The sequence below is a fragment of the Kitasatospora sp. MMS16-BH015 genome, from assembly GCF_002943525.1.
Taxonomy (GTDB): Bacteria; Actinomycetota; Actinomycetes; order Streptomycetales; family Streptomycetaceae; genus Kitasatospora.
This window is the reverse complement of the sequence record NZ_CP025394.1, coordinates 1,580,130-1,594,909: the sequence shown is the minus strand read 5'-3', so window position 1 is coordinate 1,594,909 and position 14,780 is coordinate 1,580,130. Positions and strand designations below refer to the sequence as shown.

The 14,780-nt window shown below is 73.3% G+C and carries 13 protein-coding genes; 7 read left to right on the top strand and 6 right to left on the bottom strand.

The window, feature by feature from the left end:
* Positions 1 to 27 precede the first annotated feature (27 nt).
* Together CFP65_RS06855 and CFP65_RS06850 are read right to left on the bottom strand one after the other, a co-directional pair.
* On the bottom strand, positions 28 to 2,370 hold the full coding sequence (locus CFP65_RS06855; RefSeq protein ID WP_104815245.1) for an ATP-binding domain-containing protein: 2,343 nt from the start codon (positions 2,368 to 2,370) through the stop codon (positions 28 to 30).
* 19 nt (positions 2,371 to 2,389) lie between these two features.
* Positions 2,390 to 3,370, bottom strand: a complete 981-nt coding sequence (locus CFP65_RS06850; protein ID WP_104815244.1) for an aldo/keto reductase — start codon at positions 3,368 to 3,370, stop codon at positions 2,390 to 2,392.
* Positions 3,371 to 3,606: 236 nt separating this feature from the next.
* Between CFP65_RS06850 and CFP65_RS06845 the strand changes: the two genes are divergently transcribed.
* From CFP65_RS06845 to CFP65_RS39930, 3 genes are all read left to right on the top strand, one after another.
* Positions 3,607 to 4,653, top strand: coding sequence for an LLM class F420-dependent oxidoreductase (locus tag CFP65_RS06845; RefSeq protein ID WP_104815243.1), 1,047 nt, complete (start codon positions 3,607 to 3,609; stop codon positions 4,651 to 4,653).
* A 112-nt stretch (positions 4,654 to 4,765) separates the two neighbouring features.
* A complete protein-coding gene (locus tag CFP65_RS06840; RefSeq protein ID WP_104815242.1) occupies positions 4,766 to 5,713 on the top strand; it encodes an aminoglycoside phosphotransferase family protein in 948 nt (315 codons plus the stop codon).
* 180 nt (positions 5,714 to 5,893) lie between these two features.
* Entirely contained in the window at positions 5,894 to 6,619 is a 726-nt protein-coding gene (locus tag CFP65_RS39930) for a toxin-antitoxin system YwqK family antitoxin (RefSeq protein WP_174805509.1), read from the top strand.
* Positions 6,620 to 6,756: 137 nt separating this feature from the next.
* On the opposite strand, the gene CFP65_RS42435 is transcribed toward CFP65_RS39930, so the two are convergent.
* Complete coding sequence (locus CFP65_RS42435; RefSeq protein WP_371682375.1) at positions 6,757 to 6,975, bottom strand: Rieske (2Fe-2S) protein; 219 nt, start codon at positions 6,973 to 6,975, stop codon at positions 6,757 to 6,759.
* Between the two features lie 52 nt (positions 6,976 to 7,027).
* On the opposite strand from CFP65_RS42435, the gene CFP65_RS42430 reads away from it, so the two are divergent.
* Positions 7,028 to 7,294 (top strand): hypothetical protein, encoded by a 267-nt coding sequence (locus CFP65_RS42430; RefSeq protein ID WP_371682374.1) that lies wholly within the window; start codon positions 7,028 to 7,030, stop codon positions 7,292 to 7,294.
* Positions 7,295 to 7,523: 229 nt separating this feature from the next.
* On the top strand, positions 7,524 to 9,158 hold the full coding sequence (locus CFP65_RS06825; RefSeq protein WP_104815240.1) for a histidine phosphatase family protein: 1,635 nt from the start codon (positions 7,524 to 7,526) through the stop codon (positions 9,156 to 9,158).
* 253 nt (positions 9,159 to 9,411) lie between these two features.
* On the opposite strand, the gene CFP65_RS06820 is transcribed toward CFP65_RS06825, so the two are convergent.
* A complete protein-coding gene (locus CFP65_RS06820) occupies positions 9,412 to 9,915 on the bottom strand; it encodes a MarR family winged helix-turn-helix transcriptional regulator (protein WP_371682373.1) in 504 nt (167 codons plus the stop codon).
* 42 nt (positions 9,916 to 9,957) lie between these two features.
* Here CFP65_RS06820 and CFP65_RS06815 point away from each other — a divergent pair, with 42 nt between their 5' ends.
* On the top strand, positions 9,958 to 10,899 hold the full coding sequence (locus tag CFP65_RS06815; RefSeq protein WP_104815238.1) for an alpha/beta hydrolase: 942 nt from the start codon (positions 9,958 to 9,960) through the stop codon (positions 10,897 to 10,899).
* A 54-nt stretch (positions 10,900 to 10,953) separates the two neighbouring features.
* Here the strand turns inward: CFP65_RS06815 and CFP65_RS06810 are convergent, their stop codons facing one another.
* Both CFP65_RS06810 and corA read right to left on the bottom strand, forming a co-directional pair.
* The gene (locus tag CFP65_RS06810) at positions 10,954 to 12,744 is read right to left on the bottom strand and encodes a hypothetical protein (protein ID WP_104815237.1); all 1,791 of its coding nucleotides are present in this window, start codon (positions 12,742 to 12,744) and stop codon (positions 10,954 to 10,956) included.
* Positions 12,745 to 12,944: 200 nt separating this feature from the next.
* Positions 12,945 to 13,925 carry a magnesium/cobalt transporter CorA gene (gene corA / locus CFP65_RS06805; RefSeq protein ID WP_371682372.1) on the bottom strand — a complete coding sequence of 327 codons (981 nt, stop codon included), beginning with the start codon at positions 13,923 to 13,925 and terminating at the stop codon, positions 12,945 to 12,947.
* A gap of 84 nt (positions 13,926 to 14,009) precedes the next feature.
* Here corA and CFP65_RS06800 point away from each other — a divergent pair, with 84 nt between their 5' ends.
* Positions 14,010 to 14,705: a histidine phosphatase family protein gene (locus CFP65_RS06800; RefSeq protein ID WP_104815235.1), complete on the top strand. Its 696-nt coding sequence runs from the start codon at positions 14,010 to 14,012 to the stop codon at positions 14,703 to 14,705.
* Positions 14,706 to 14,780: the final 75 nt, after the last annotated feature.

The window sequence follows — 14,780 nt, the reverse complement described above, 5'->3', positions numbered from 1 at the left end:
TACGGGCGCAAGTGGCTCCCTCCGCGTTCAGCCCTCCGCAAGCACCGCCCGCAGCCGCGTCGTCCGCGGCGCCGCCTCCCGCCCCGCCACCGCCTGCCCCAGCGCCGCCCCGGCGCCGTGCACCACGGACAGGTGCCGCTCGGCCCGGCCGAACGCGGTGTACACCAGCTGCCGGGTGAGCCCGGCCGCCGCGTCCTCCGGCAGCACGACCACCACGCCCGGCCAGCGCCGCCCGACGGCCTGGTGCACCGTCAGCGCCCAGCCGTGCCGCAGCTTCCCCGCCTCGGCGGGGCTGAGCGTCAGCCGGGTGCCGTCGGAGAGCAGCACGTGCAGCCCGGCGGCGTCGCCGTCCACCACCCGCCCGGGGTGGCTGACGCCGGGGGTGGGGGAGTGCACCACCCGGTCGCCCGGGTCGAAGCCGCCGAACCGGCCGGGGCCGGGGTTGAGCCGGGCCTTGGCCGCCGCGTTGAGCGCCCGGGTGCCCGCGCTGCCGCCGTGGCCGGGAGTCAGCAGGGTCACCTCCTCGACCGGGATGCCCAGGGCGCGCGGGATCGAGTCGGTGAGCAGCTGGAGCGCGCGGTGCACGGCCTCGCCGCCGTCCTTGGCGGGGAGGATCACCACCTCCTTGCCGGGCGCGTCCACCGGTAGCAGCTCGCCGATGCCGATGCCCGAGACCAGCTCCCCGATCGGCCCGAGGTCGGGCGTCCGGGAGGCGACCACCGGGCAGGCCTTGGCCGCGAGCAGATCGGCGAAGAACCGCCCCGGCCCGGCCGACCAGAGCTGCCCCGGGTCACCGCTGAGCACCAGCCGGGTGCCGTCCGCGAGCGACTCCACCAGGGTGGCGGCCAGCTCCACGTCCAGCTGCGGCGCGTCCAGCACGATCAGCAGGTCCAGCGCGAGCGAGGTGTCCTCGGCCAGCCCCGGCCCGGCCGTGCCCGCCAGCAGATCGGCCAGCACCGCGACCGGCGCCGAGCCGCCGCCCAGCCGCTCGGTGAGCGCCGCCCGGCCCTGGTCCGTCCAGGTCGCCGCCCAGGCCCGCAGCCCCAGCCGGTGCGCGGCGCGCAGCAGCGCGGCCGGCTCGGCCTTCGCCTCCTCGCCACCCGTGTGGGTGACCAGCCCGTGCCCGGCCACCGCCTCGATCAGCGCCTTCGCCGAAGCCGACGGCGCCGCCTCGACCGCACCGGCCCAGGCCCCCTCCGCCGGCACCACGGTCGAGGCCAGTCGCACCAGCCCGTCCGCCAGGCTCTCCTCCGCGAGCGCGAGGCGCTCCAGCGCGAGCAGCGTCCGGGTCGGCACCTCATCCTCGTCCTCGGCCGACTCGCTCCGCGGCTGGAAGCCCGGCAGCTCCTCCTGGAAGGCCATCACCCGGCCGTCCGCGACCACCGTCTGCAGCGCCTCCGCCGCCTCCGGCAGGTTCAACTCGGCCAACTTCTCGACCAGTTCGCCGCTCTCCAAGGCCGAGTGCCCGCGCAGCGCGGCCTGCTCCAGCACCCAGCAGGCCAGCGCCCCGGCCCGCCGCGGATCCCCCGGCCCGGCCTCCGCCCCCAACAACCCCCGGGCGAACCCGTCCGCATGCTCCGGCCGCACCCCCGGCAGCCCCAGCACGGCCCACGGATCCGCCCGCAACTCCTCGGCCGCAGCCTCCCCGAGCCCGGCCACCGCCGCCTCGGCCAGCTCGACCGGCGCCCCACCCGCCTTCAACACCTCGGCCACGGCCCGCAGCGCAGCCACCCGCTGCTCGTCCGAAACCACCGCCACCGCAGCAGCCCGCACCACCCGAGCCACCCGCACCGGCGCAGCCGCCGCCACCACGGCCGGCTCGTCAACCTCAAGCTCAGCCTCGTCAGCCTCGGGCCCGTCAACTTCCGACCCGGGCTCGGTCTCCGGCTCCGAGGGCTCTACCGGCTCCACCGGCTCTACTGAATCGGCGACGGCGACCGTAACCTCCGCCTCCGCCTCCGCCTCGGGCAGGTCGTCCAACTCGGCCTCGGCGTCGGGTCCCTCGCCAACCTCCGCCGCAGCCTCCGCCGAGTCCTCGGTCCCGTCCGTCTCCGCCCCCGCGTCCTCCGAAGCGTCGTCAGCAGGAGCCTCCCCGCCGTCCACGGTCTCCCGGCCGTCCGCCGTCCGCTCGGTGTCCGGCGCCTCCCCGGCCTCGGCAGCGGCTGCCGCCTCCTCTGCGGCCTTCGCCGCCGCAACTGCCTCGGCCTCGGCCGCCGCTGCGGCCTCCGCCTCCTGCTCGGCGATCCGGTCGACCTTGCGCTGGACGCGCGTCTCGGATCCGGGCCGCGGGGCCTGCTCCACCTTGCGGACCGCCTTGGTCAGCTCGGCGAGGGCCGCCGCCTTCGCCGCCTTGGCATCCGTGTCACTCATCAGTCCGCTCCCACAAGTCCTACAGTTCCGTCCAGCCCTGGTCCGGATACCGGTGCGTCGGGGCCGAGACATCGTCCAACGCAGCGCGGATCTCCTCCGGAAGCGTAAGGGTCTCCGCCGACAGGCAGGACTGCAGCTGGGTGGCGGTGCGGGCACCGACCAGTGCGCTGCTCACCCCGGGACGGTCCCGGACCCAGGCCAGCGCGACCGCGAGCGGGCTGGAGGCGAGCCCGTCGGCGGCGGTGGCCAGGGCGTCCACGATGTGGCGGGAGCGCTCGCCGAGGTAGGGCTGGACGAAGCCGCCCAGGTACGGGGAGGCGCCGCGCGATTCGGGCGGTACGCCGTGCCGGTACTTGCCGGTGAGCACGCCCCGCCCGAGCGGGGAGGAGGCGAGCAGCCCCAGCCCGGCGTCCGCAGCCGCGGGCAGCACCTCCCGCTCCACCCCGCGCTGGAGCAGCGAGTACTCCATCTGCGTCGAAGCCAGCGGCACCCGCCCGGGCTGGGCCCGCTGCCAGGTGGCGGCCTTCGCGGTCTGCCAGCCGCTGTGGTTGGAGAGCCCGGCGTAGCGGGCCCGGCCGGAGCTGACCGCGAGATCGAGCGCGTGCAGGGTCTCCTCGGTGGGCGTGCCGGGGTCGTACGCGTGGACCTGCCAGAGGTCCACGTGGTCGGTGCCGAGCCGGCGCAGCGAGGCGTCCAGGGCGGTGAGCATCCGGCCCCGCGAGGTGTCGAACCGCCGGTCGGTGTCGGGCACGCTGCCGGCCTTGGTGGCGATGACCAGCTCGGCGCGGGGGATCAGGCTGTCGGTGAGCCGGGAGAGCAGGTACTCGGCGCCGCCGTCGGCGTACACGTCGGCGGTGTCGACCAGCGTGCCGCCGGCCTCCACGAAGGCCTTGAGCTGTTCGGCGGCCTCGTGCTCGTCGGTGTCCCGGCCCCAGGTCATGGTGCCGAGGCCCAGGCGGGAGACCCGCAGCCCGGTGCGGCCGAGTTGACGTTTTTCCACCGGGGCAGACCCTCCGTCAGCTGATCGGGCGACACGGCGGTCGCGCGCAGGAGGTGCCGTTCCCCCATGACGGCAGAGCGTAGCGGTCCGGACCCGGAGCGCGACGCATCCGGCGCCCGCCGCCCCGCGCGCGGCGTGACGCAGCCCACACCTACCCGTCGGTAGCCTGTCCCTCGGCGGCCCGGTTAGGCTCGGGCTCGGCAACCCGCCCGTCTCCCGGAAGGCTCGGCATCCACATGCGACTCGGCATCAACCTCGGCTACTGGGGACTCGGCATGGACGCCGACAACATCGCCGTTGCCCAGGAGGCGGACCGCCTCGGCTACTCGGTCTGCTGGGCCGCGGAGGCGTACGGGTCGGACGCGGCCACCGTGCTCAGCTACGTGGCCGCCAAGACCGAGCGGATCGACGTCGGTTCGGCCATCTTCCAGATCCCGGCCCGCACCCCCGCGATGACCGCCATGACGGCGGCCACCCTGGACACCCTCTCCGGCGGCCGGTTCCGCCTCGGGCTCGGCGTGTCGGGGCCGCAGGTCTCCGAGGGCTGGTACGGCGTCAAGTTCGACAAGCCGCTGGCCCGCACCCGCGAGTACGTGGAGATCATCCGCAAGGCGATGTCCCGCGAGCGGCTGGTCCACGAGGGCTCGCAGTGGACCCTCCCGCTGCCGGGCGGCCCGGGCAAGCCGCTCAAGCTGACCGTGCACCCGGTGCGCGAGCACATCCCGCTCTACATCGCCGCGATCGGGCCGAAGAACCTGGAGCAGACCGGCGAGATCGCCGACGGCTGGCTCGGCATCTTCTTCGCCCCGGAGCACGCCGCCCTCTCCGTCGACCCCCTGATCGCCGGCCGCGCCAAGGCCGGCCTCACCCTGGACGGCTTCGACCTCTGCCCCACCGTCACCATCTCGGTCGGCGAGGACGTCAAGGCGGCGGCCGATACCCAGCGCTCCTACGCCGCCCTCTACATCGGCGGCATGGGCAGCAAGGACAAGAACTTCTACAACCAGCTCACCCGCCGCATGGGCTACGAGCAGGCCGCCGACGAGATCCAGGAGAAGTACCTCGCCAAGGACTACGCGGGCGCAGCCGCGGCCGTCCCGCACGACCTGATCGACGCCACCTCCCTCCTCGGCACCAAGGAGCGCATCGCCGACCGCATGCACGCCTACGCCGACGCGGGCGTCACCACCCTCACCCTCGCCCCGGCCGGCTTCACCCTCGAAGAACGCATCACCGCCCTCCGCACCGGCGTCGAGGCCCTCGAACTCGCCGGCCTCGCCTGACAGCCGGCATCCCTACGGGGCGACCGGCCGGCCCGGCCTGACACCCGACCGTGCTCTCGTGCCAGGCATTTCCGGGACATCCGCCGGGTGTCGAAAGCAGGAGTGGAGCGCCATGACCGTCGGCTCATCGCACCATCGAATCCGTGTCCCAGAGGCGTTGGCCGCCTCCTACCGCGGTGACCTCGGGCAGGCCTGGGTCACCGCCCTGCCCGTCCTGGCGGAGAGCTTCCTGGACCGCTGGGACCTGCGCCTGGACGGTCCGCCGGCGCATGGGGTCGTCGCGTTGGTCCTTCCGGTCATCCGGGCCGACGGCAGCCTGGCGATGCTCAAGCTACAGCCAGTGGACGAGGAGACCCGAGGCGAACCGCTCGCCCTGCGCGTGTGGTCCGGCCGCGACGCGGTCCGCCTCCTGGACAGCGACCCCGACACCGGGACGATGCTCCTCGAACGCCTGGACGCGAGCCGCTCACTCGCCGGCGTGGCAGACGACACCGCCGCACTGCAGATCCTCAGCGAGCTCCTGGCCCGCCTGGTCGCCTCCCCGGCCCCCGCCGGCCTGTCGCTCCTGGCCGACACCGCCACGGCGATGCTCGACCGCCTGCCCCACGCGCTTCGACTGCTGGACGCCCCGGCCGACCGCCAACTCCTGGCCTCCTGCGCGGCCGCGGTGCGGGAGGTGCTCCCGGAATCCGGCGACCGGCTCCTGCACTGGGACCTCCACTACGACAACGTCCTCGCCCAGCACCCCTCGTCCCAGCCCGCGGGACGGACGCGGTGGCTCGCCATCGACCCGAAGCCGCTCGCCGGACACCCCGGCTTCGAGTTGCTACCCGCCCTGCGCAACCGATGGGACGACGTCGTGGCCACCGGCAATGTCCCCCGCGCCGTCGGCTACCGGTTCCATCTCATGACCGAGGTCATCGGGCTGGACCGCCGGCAGGCCACCGCGTGGACGCTCGGGCGCGTCCTGCAGAACGCTCTGTGGGACATCGAGGACGGCGCCGGCACGCTCCAGCCGGAGCCGGCGGAAATCGCCCGTGCCCTGCTCGACATCCGCTGACGATCGAGTACGAGTCGGACGACCTCCAACAAGACTGAAGGACACCCGGCCTACCAAGTCGGCCGTGAACCCGGCAGACGCGGGGCCGCTGCGGTTGCCCGGCGGCGGGAACCCGCCGGATCGTGCCGGACGTCGTACCGGGATGGGACGGTTCGTTCGTTTCAGGGAGGGGTTGCATCCATGCGCGGTGGTCGGCCGACCGAGGAGCAGTTGACGAGGACGTTCAACGCCGTGCTGGAAGAGGCGCTGAGCGGCCAGGGTGTGCGGACCTGTACCGGACTGGACATGGCGACGGACAACGCGCTGTGGGAGATCGCCGAGTACGGTCCGGCGGCCCCTCCCGAACTCGTCGATGCCGCCCGTGCCGCCTTCGCCGGGCAACTGGACGGCAGCAACGCCGCGCGCTGGCACGCAGAGCTCGCGCGTAAGATCGAAGCCCGCAAGCGGCGCGCCGCCGAGCACGAGTCGGAGCCCAGGGCCACCGAGGCTCGTGGTGGTGCCGAGCCGCCGGTGGAACTGCCCACGGCGACGCCGACCTCGGAGCGGGCGATACGGATCAACGGCGATCAGACCTACTTGGACGAGTACGGACGCACCTGCCACGAAGGGGAACCCTTCACCGGCGAAGTCGAGGAACACGCGGACAACGGGCGCACCGAGCTGCTCGGCACCTACTTCTGGGGCATCGAGCACGGGCGGCAGCAGGAGTGGTGGCCGGACGGGACCAAGCGGGCCGAGGGCGTGGCCAACATGGGTGCCGCAGTGGGTGAGTGGCGGTACTGGCATGCCAACGGCCGGCTGTCGGAGGTGGTCGTTTTCGACGAGAACGGCTGGGAGATGACTAGAAAGCGTTGGAATGCCGCAGGTGAGGTGATCCTGGATCAGGCGACCCGCCGCCGGGCCTGATCCTGCACCAGGATCACCGAAGCGCTCCCCCGGGGAGCGGGCAGACCGGACGCCCGGGGGCGCCCGAACCCGGCGGCGCGCCTCCCGACCGGCGGACTCGCGCCTCCCGACCGGCGGACTCGGGCCTGCCCTGGTGGTCAGCCGAGAGCGATCGAGTCGCCGGAGACCGTCACCTTGGCCTCCGCCAGCGGCTCGGTGGCCGGGCCCTTCGCCACGCTGCCGTCGCTGATCTTGAACTTGCTCCCGTGGCACGGGCAGTTGATCGTCCCGCCGGTCACCTCCTGGACCGAGCAGCCTCGATGGGGGCAGATCGCCGAGAATGCCTTGAACTCGCCCGGGGCGGGCTGCGTCACCACGACTTTCCGCTCCTTGAGGACTATGCCGCCGCCCACGGGGATGTCCGAGGCCTTGGCCAGGGGAGCTCCGCCGCCGTCCGGTGACTGGCTCGCCGCCGGAGGCCGGCTCGCCGCCGGTGAGTCGCTCGCGGTCGGCGGGGTGCTCTTCGTCGGGGCAGGCCGGCCGGACGCCGGGGGCGTGGTGCCGGCCGCCGCCGTCGGTCCGGCACTGCTCGAGCAGGCGGCCAGGGCGGCCACCAGGCCGGTGCCGCCCGCGGCCGCCACCACCGTGCGGCGGGTGGGGAGTCCTGTCGAGCTGGAGCTGTCAGCCACTGTGTAGTCCTGTTCGGTGAAGAGCGCCGGCGCCAGAGGTTCGTGGTCGACCGGGGAGCGCGGGGCCCGCGTCCTACCGTCCATACGTGCGTCGGCGGCTCGGTGTTCAACGCGACGGGAGAAATGTGAGCGCTGACTGTTAACGCTAACTTTTGCTTGACGGTTCAACTACGACCCGGGTTGACTGGCACACCTCAAGTCCGCGCACCCATCGCTCCCGAGCGCAGAGGACACCCATGCCCCTGTACTTCATCCGTCATGGCGAATCCCAGGCCAACGAGCAGAACCGTTTCGCCGGGCAACTGGACACCCCGCTCACCGACCTCGGCATCCGCCAGGCCGAGCAGGCCGCTCAGCGGGTCGCCGCGCTCGGTCTGACGATCGACGAGGTGCACGTGTCAACCCTCGGCCGGGCCCGCCGGACCGCCGAGATCGTCATCGCCGGCCAGCAGCGTCGCCCCGGCCGACTGGTCGTCAGCGAGTCCCTGATCGAACGCGACTTCGGGATCTACAGCGGCCGGAACAAGAGCCTGGTCAAGAAGAGCATCGGCTTCGCCGGCTACTCCGAGGCGTTCCACTCGCACACCGGCCGCCCGCCCGGCGGGGAGAGCTGGCGCGAGATGTACGACCGGGTCGCCGCCTACCACCGCGAGGTCCTGCTGCCCGCCTCCGAGGCCGGGCGCACCGTGGTCGTGGTCGCCCACAAGTACATCGTGGAGATGTTCGCGATCGCCGCCGCCGGCCTGCCGCCCGAGCGGTACCGCGATCTGAAGATCCCCAACGCCCGCCCCCTGACCGAGGACGACCTGCGGCGCGCCGCCCACGCGCCGGCTGCGGCCGGACTGCTCAACGACCTCGGCGAGATCGTCGAGATCCGGCTGCCCCTGTTGGTCGCCCTCGCGGCCGCCGCCGGCGTCGCCGTCCAACTGCTCGCCGGGATCCACGTGCCGCCCTGGGCGTTCGCCGCCTCGATGACCCTGCTGCTCGGGGTGGGGACCTTCTTCACCTTGCTGCGCGTCGACCCGCACACCCTGCGCACCACGCCGGGCAGCATCCGTCCCGCCCTGCCGCTGCTGCTGGCCCGGTCCGCCCTCGGACTCGCCCTGCTGTGGGGCGGGAGCGGCAGCCTGCCCCTCGAACTCGCCGGGCTGTTCCTCCTGCTGCCGCCCGCCCTGATCGCCCCGACGCTCTCCCTGCTCTGGGGAGGCGACTACTTCTTCGCGGTACGGCACACCATCGCCGCCTCGGTCGTCATGCCGGTGGCCCTGCTCGGCGCCCTCGCCATCGCCCCGCCCCCGGAGGCCCGGCCGGGCGGTGGCCTCGGTGCGGCGCTGCTCACCTACGGCGCCGTGCTGCTGGTCGCCCTGCTCCTGCCCGGCATCGGGGCCCAGGTGCTGCGCCACCGTGACCCCATCCGCGCCGGCGCCCTCAGCACCAACTGGAACTGGCTCGGCGGCCTCGCCCTGGTGCCACTCGCCGGACTCGCCACCTTCTCGCTCACCCCTGCGGAGGCCCGCGACCTCCCCGGCCTGGCCTGGCAACTGGTGCTGGTCATGGCCGCCACCGGTGCTCTGCTCGCCGCCCTGCGGCTGCTGACCGTGGCGTTCCTGCGGCTGCTGCACCCGAAGACCGCCGGGCTCGGCCGCGATCTGATCATCACTCAGAACACCCCGAACGTCTTCCTCTGGCTGGCCATGGCCGCCGTCCTGGCACCCGCCGCCGGCTCGCACCCGTCCGTGATCGGCCTGGGTGTCGCGCTGGTCTTCTTCCTCGCGGTCTACGGCGACGAGCACGTCTTCCGGTACGGCCACTCCCAGGACCTGCGAGCCGCCGTGCGGCTTGCCCGGTCACCGGTGCTCATGCCCCAGTAGGTGGTGTCTCAGAAGTGATCTTCAGTCGCCGACGAAGACGAGGTGGCCGTGCGACTTGTGCTCACGCTGCTCGGCCGAGACGAGCACTTCTGCCGCGGCCTCGGTCTCGGCTCCGGATGCGGAGGCGCTGTCGATCAGCGCCTCCGGCTCGGGAGCCGGGGTCCGGGAGCCGCAGCTGCGGCGTGGTGCACCAGGCGTCGTCCTATCGGTGTGGGCGGGGCCCGTTCTGCGGCACGAAGGTTCTCGGGTGGCCTCAGCCGGCGGGGGTGCCGGTCTGGGTCTGTTCGAGGGCGGCGCGGAGGGTGGCGAGGGCGCGGGCGGTGGCGGTGAGGGCGGCGGGGTCGAGGGTGGGGAGGAGCAGGGGGGTGAGGGTGGCCGTGAAGGTCAGGGCCGCCTCCTCGGTGAGGCGGGTGCCGGCCGGGGTGAGGTCGAGCAGGGAGGAGCGGCGGTCGCCGGGGTTGGGGCGGCGCAGGACCCAGCCCTGCAGGGCCAGCCGGTCGACGCCCTTGCTGGTCGCGCCGACCCCGATGGCGAACTCGGCGGCGAGATCGGCCACCCGGCACCCGGGGTGGGCGCGCAGGTAGGCGAGGAACTCGTACTGCGAGGTGACGATGCCGTGCCGCTCGCGGAGCCGGTCGTTGAGCACGTTGTACAGCCGCGTCTCGCACCGCACCAGGTCGGAGAAGAGCGCGGAGAGCAGCGGGGTGTCGGCCGGGGCATGGCCCGGACCGGCGTTCGCGTCTGATGTATATTCCACGGCATATAATGTACTGGAATCTACTTCGGGTGGGGATCGACCATGAGCAGGCATCAGCGAGACCGGATCGACGCACTGTTGCGGCACCCGCGCCCCGAACGGCCCCCGACGGTCGAGGAGCTGCGCGCCGGGTTCCGGAAGCTGATGGCCGGGATGCTGGTGCCGCACGACCGCATCCGCACCACCCCCGCCACCCTCGGTGACCGCCCCGCGCTGCGCGTCGAGCCGACGACCCCGGCCCCGGCTACGGCTGCGGCTGCGGCTGCGGAGACCGGGACGATCCTGTACTTCCACGGCGGCGGCTGGGTGTTCGGCTCGCCGGAGACCGCCCTCTCGCTCACCGGCCACCTGGTGGCCCGGACCGGCCTCGGGGCGTACTCCGTCGACTACCGGCTGGCCCCCGAGCACCCCTTCCCGGCCGCGATCGAGGACACCCTGAGCGCGTACCGGGCCCTGCTCGACCGCGGCACGGACCCGGCGGACGTCGTCTTCGCGGGGGATTCGGCGGGCGGCGGACTCGCCGTCACCACCTGCCTCGCCGCCCGGGACGCCGGGCTGCCGCAGCCGGCCGCCGTGCTGGCCCTCTCGCCGAGCGTGGACGCGACCCGGTCGGGCGAGAGCATGGTGACCAAGGAGGGGATCGACCCGATCTTCACCCGGGCGGACCTGGACCACACCGGGGCGATGTACCTCGCGGGGGCGGACCCGCGCGATCCGCTGCTCAGCCCGGCGGTGCACGCCGACCTCCGCGGCCTGCCCCCGATGCTGATCCAGGTCGGGGCCAACGAGCTGCTGCTCGACGACTCGACCCGGCTGGCCGCGCGGGCCGCCGCCGCGGGCGTGGACGTGATCCTGGACGTCACGGCGGGCGTGCCGCACGTCTTCCAGTGCTTCGCCGGGGTGCTCGACGAGGCGGACGAGGCGCTGGACCGTGCCGCACTGTTCCTCAAGCAGCGAGTCCGGAAGCAGGGAGTGAAGGAGTAGCGGATCGGGGTGGCGGGGCGCCGGGCCTCGCCACCCCGATCGAGTGGGTGATCCTCAGAGCTGGCGGACGTTCGGCGGGTTGCCGGTGGAGACGGAGAGGGTGCCCTGCTGGACCTGGAGGTTGCCGCCCCGGACGATCATGCCGCCCTCCTGGGTGATCGAGGCGGTGCCGGAGCCGAAGGCGACGGAGATGCCGCGGTCGAAGGTGACCCAGCGCCGGAATTCGTTGACGGCGGTGAAGACGATCCGGTCGGGCATGGTCACCAGCAGCCGCTCGCCCTCGTGGTAGAGCTTCATGCCGCCGCCGGCGGTGAGCAGTCCCTTGATCCGGGCCTCGCCGGTGACGCGGGCCTCGCCGGTGCGCAGGATGTCCAGGTCGGCCTGGTGCGCGCCGATGATGCCCGGCTCCTGGCCGCCGTCGCGGAGCACCCGCAGGCCGGCGGGCGGGAACTCGATCCAGCCGTCCGAACTGCTGCGCCCCTGGACCCACTTGGTGTTGATCCCGTTGAGGTCGGCCTTGTCAGCGGCGAGGGTGCCCCACTCCTGGGAGCCGTTCTTGTACACGTTGACGCCGGACGCGGGGAACTCGATCCGGCCGGCGTCAGCAGCGCGGCCCCTGACGGCCCCGGTGGTCACGGTGTCGCTGGACACGTCCTTGGCGATCACCGTGTCGATGGTCGCGGTACCGATGGTCGCGGCGTCGGCGGCCACCCGGTCGATGGTCGCGCTGTCGGCGGTCACGGTCTTCGCGGCCAGGGCGTCCGTCGTCACGGTGTCCGCGGACACGCTCTTGGCAGTCACGGTGTCGATGGCCGCGCTGTCGGCCGTCACGCCCTTGGCGGTCACGGTGTCCGCCGTCACCGCCTCGGCGGTCACGCTCTTCGCCGTGAGGGTGTCGATGGCCCCCGTGTGAGCGCTCACCTCGCGCAGGACGGCCGCCTTCGCGGTGACAGTGCCGAGGGCGTGCTGGGTGTCGTCGACCCGGAGGCCGTCCGGGGTGAAGGTGACGCGGCCCCGGTCGGTGGTGCCCTCGACCCAGGGGGAGCGGGTGCCGTGGTCGAATGCGGGGATCAGGGCGTGCACGGTGGTGGTGAGGAAGTAGCCGTGCTGCGCGGTGGCGCCGTCCCGGGTGCCGGCGATCAGGGTGTAGGTGGTGCCGCGCTTGGGGGCGTCGGTGCTCCAGGAGTACGAGTCGAGGGTGACCGGGCCGGTGCCGGGGCCGGTGATGAACTCCTCGGTGCCGTCGGGGTGGCGGATCCAGTACGCGAGGTTGCTCGGCCCGTCCCACTTGAGCAGGACCTTCTGGCCGGCGTCGACGTCCAGCAGGGAGCGCTCGGCGCGGAAGTTGGCCGGCACCTTGGGGATCTGCTTCACCACCCCGAGCACGCTCCGGTACGGCGCCGAACGGTAGGCCAGGCTCCCGTCCCCGCCCCAGCTGGTCTCCTCGATCCGGATCTGGACCAGGCCGGCGCCCCGGGAGACGGGGACGTTCTCCAGCTTGAGGATCAGTGCCTCGCCGCCGAGCAGGGTCATCGGCCGCCCGGCGGGGGCGGGGGACTGGGCCCGGTACGCCTGGAGGGTCTTGTCCCAGTCGAATTCGGGGCGCTCGTCGAAGGAGCGCAGGTAGGTGGGCTCGATGCTCGCCACCACCTGGGGCCGGTCGTCGGTGAGACCGGACGCGCCGGAGTCGGCCCGGACGTCCACGTCGATGGACTCCCACTGGACGGGCGCCTGGTGACTGTTGGAGGCGATCAGGTACAGGGTCGCCACGGACGGCATGCCGTCGGCGGAGGCCTGGAGGGTGCTGGGGTCGGCGAGGATCTCGTAGTGCAGCAGAGACGGCACGGTGCGGACTCCCTACCTCGGCGTGCGTGCGGATATGACGCTGACAAGGCGTCAGAACACGCTCCGAGGCTAAGCAGTGACGCTCGGTCAGCTGCCGCGAACCGATCGATCTGGCCCGAACCTTCGCCACACTGGCCGGAAGCGAGGACGAGGGAAAGGCCGGAAGCGAGGGCGGGGGAGAGGACGGGACAGGAGCGGGCTCAGAGCCAGCCGCTGCGCTTGAAGACCCGGTGCAGCACGACGCAGACGGCGATCATCAGCAGCACGGCGGCCGGGTAGCCCCAGGGCTGGTGCAGCTCCGGCATGTCCTCGAAGTTCATGCCGTAGATGCCGGCGATCATGGTGGGGACGGCGGCCAGGGCGGCCCAGGCGGAGATCTTCCGCATGTCGTTGTTCTGCTGCACGCTGACCTGGGCCAGGTTGGCGTTGAGGATGTCGGAGAGCAGCCGGTCCAGGCCGTCGACCTGCTCGTTGACCCGGACCAGGTGGTCGGCCACGTCGCGCAGGTACGGGCGCAGCGGCTCGGGCGGGAAGGAGCCGGAGCCCTTGGTGAGCCGGAGCACCGGCTCCTGGAGCGGGGCGCCGGCCCGGCGGAAGACGAGCAGCTGGCGCTTGAACTCGTAGATCCGCTCGGCGATGTTGGCCTGCGGCCGGCCGGGGGCGAAGACCTCGGCCTCCAGCTCGTCCAGGTCGCCCTGGAGGGCGGTCTGCACGTCGAGGTAGCTGTCCACGATCAGGTCCGCGACGGCGTAGAGCACGGCGAACGGCCCGTGCGCGAGCAGCTCGGGCTGCTTCTCCAGCTCGGCCCGGATGCCGCGCAGCGGGCTGTCGGCGCCGTGCCGGATGGTGATCACGTAGCTGTCGCCGACGAAGAGCATCACCTCGCCGGTGCTCACGCTGTGGCCGTCGGGGTGGTACCCGACGGTCTTGAGCACCATGAACACCGAATCCCGGTACTCCTCCAGCTTGGGCCGCTGGTGCGCGCTGACGGCGTCCTCCACCGCCAGCGGGTGCAGGCCGAACTCCTCGCTGACCAGGTCGAGCTCCGCCGCCGTCGGCTCGTACAGGCCGAGCCAGACGAAGGCCCCCGGGGTGGCCCGGGCGGCGGCCAGGGCGTCGGAGAGGTCCTCGGGGGCCTCGGCCCGCTTGCCGTCCCGGTAGGTGGCGGTGTCCACGATCATGCCGGACATTGTCCCCGAAACCGCCCGCACCCCAACCCCCGGTGGCCCTGGGCCCGCCGATCATGTGCGGTTAGGCTGGGCCGCATGCCGACTCTGCTGCTCGTACGCCATGGCCGCTCCACCGCGAACACGGCCGGGGTGCTCGCCGGTTGGACTCCCGGGGTGGAGCTGGACGACACCGGCCGGGCCCAGGCCGGGGCGCTGGCCGAGCGCCTGGCCGGGGTGCCGCTCGCGGCGGCGGTGAGCAGCCCGCTGGAGCGCTGCCGCCAGACCCTGGAGCCGCTGCTGGCTGTCCGGCCGGAGCTGGGCGAGCCGGCCGTGGACGAGCGGCTGGGCGAGTGCCACTACGGGGACTGGACCGGCCGCAAGCTGGCCGACCTGGCGGAGGAGCCGCTCTGGCGCACCGTGCAGGACCACGCGGCGGCGGCCGCCTTCCCCGGCGGGGAGTCGCTGCGCGCGCTGAGCCACCGCACGGTCTCCGCCGTCCGGGAGTGGGACGAGAAGATCGGCGCCGAGCACGGCCCGGACGCGGTCTGGGTGGCCTGCTCGCACGGGGACGTGATCAAGGCGGTGGTGGCCGACGCGCTCGGCCTGCACCTGGACCACTTCCAGCGGATCAACGTCGAGCCCTGCTCGGTCACCGCGATCCGGTACACCCCGCTGCGCCCCTTCGTGCTGCGGGTCGGCGACACCGGCAGCCTGGCCTCGCTCGCCCCGCGCCAGGGTGCCCCGGCCGGCGGCGGGGACGCCGTGGTCGGCGGCGACACCGGCGCGCCCTGAACCCGGCGCAGCGCCCCGAGCCGCGATACCGCACCGCCCCGAGCCGCGATACCGCAGCAGACGGCGGGCCGGCGG

Coding starts and splice junctions, on each gene's coding strand:
- CFP65_RS39930 (WP_174805509.1), top strand. CDS start 5,894: ATGCGCGGTGGTCGGCCGACCGAGGAGCAGTTGACGAGGACGTTCAAC.
- CFP65_RS06840 (WP_104815242.1), top strand. CDS start 4,766: ATGACCGTCGGCTCATCGCACCATCGAATCCGTGTCCCAGAGGCGTTG.
- corA (WP_371682372.1), bottom strand. CDS start 13,925: ATGATCGTGGACACCGCCACCTACCGGGACGGCAAGCGGGCCGAGGCC.
- CFP65_RS06800 (WP_104815235.1), top strand. CDS start 14,010: ATGCCGACTCTGCTGCTCGTACGCCATGGCCGCTCCACCGCGAACACG.
- CFP65_RS06845 (WP_104815243.1), top strand. CDS start 3,607: ATGCGACTCGGCATCAACCTCGGCTACTGGGGACTCGGCATGGACGCC.
- CFP65_RS06855 (WP_104815245.1), bottom strand. CDS start 2,370: ATGAGTGACACGGATGCCAAGGCGGCGAAGGCGGCGGCCCTCGCCGAG.
- CFP65_RS06825 (WP_104815240.1), top strand. CDS start 7,524: ATGCCCCTGTACTTCATCCGTCATGGCGAATCCCAGGCCAACGAGCAG.
- CFP65_RS06815 (WP_104815238.1), top strand. CDS start 9,958: ATGAGCAGGCATCAGCGAGACCGGATCGACGCACTGTTGCGGCACCCG.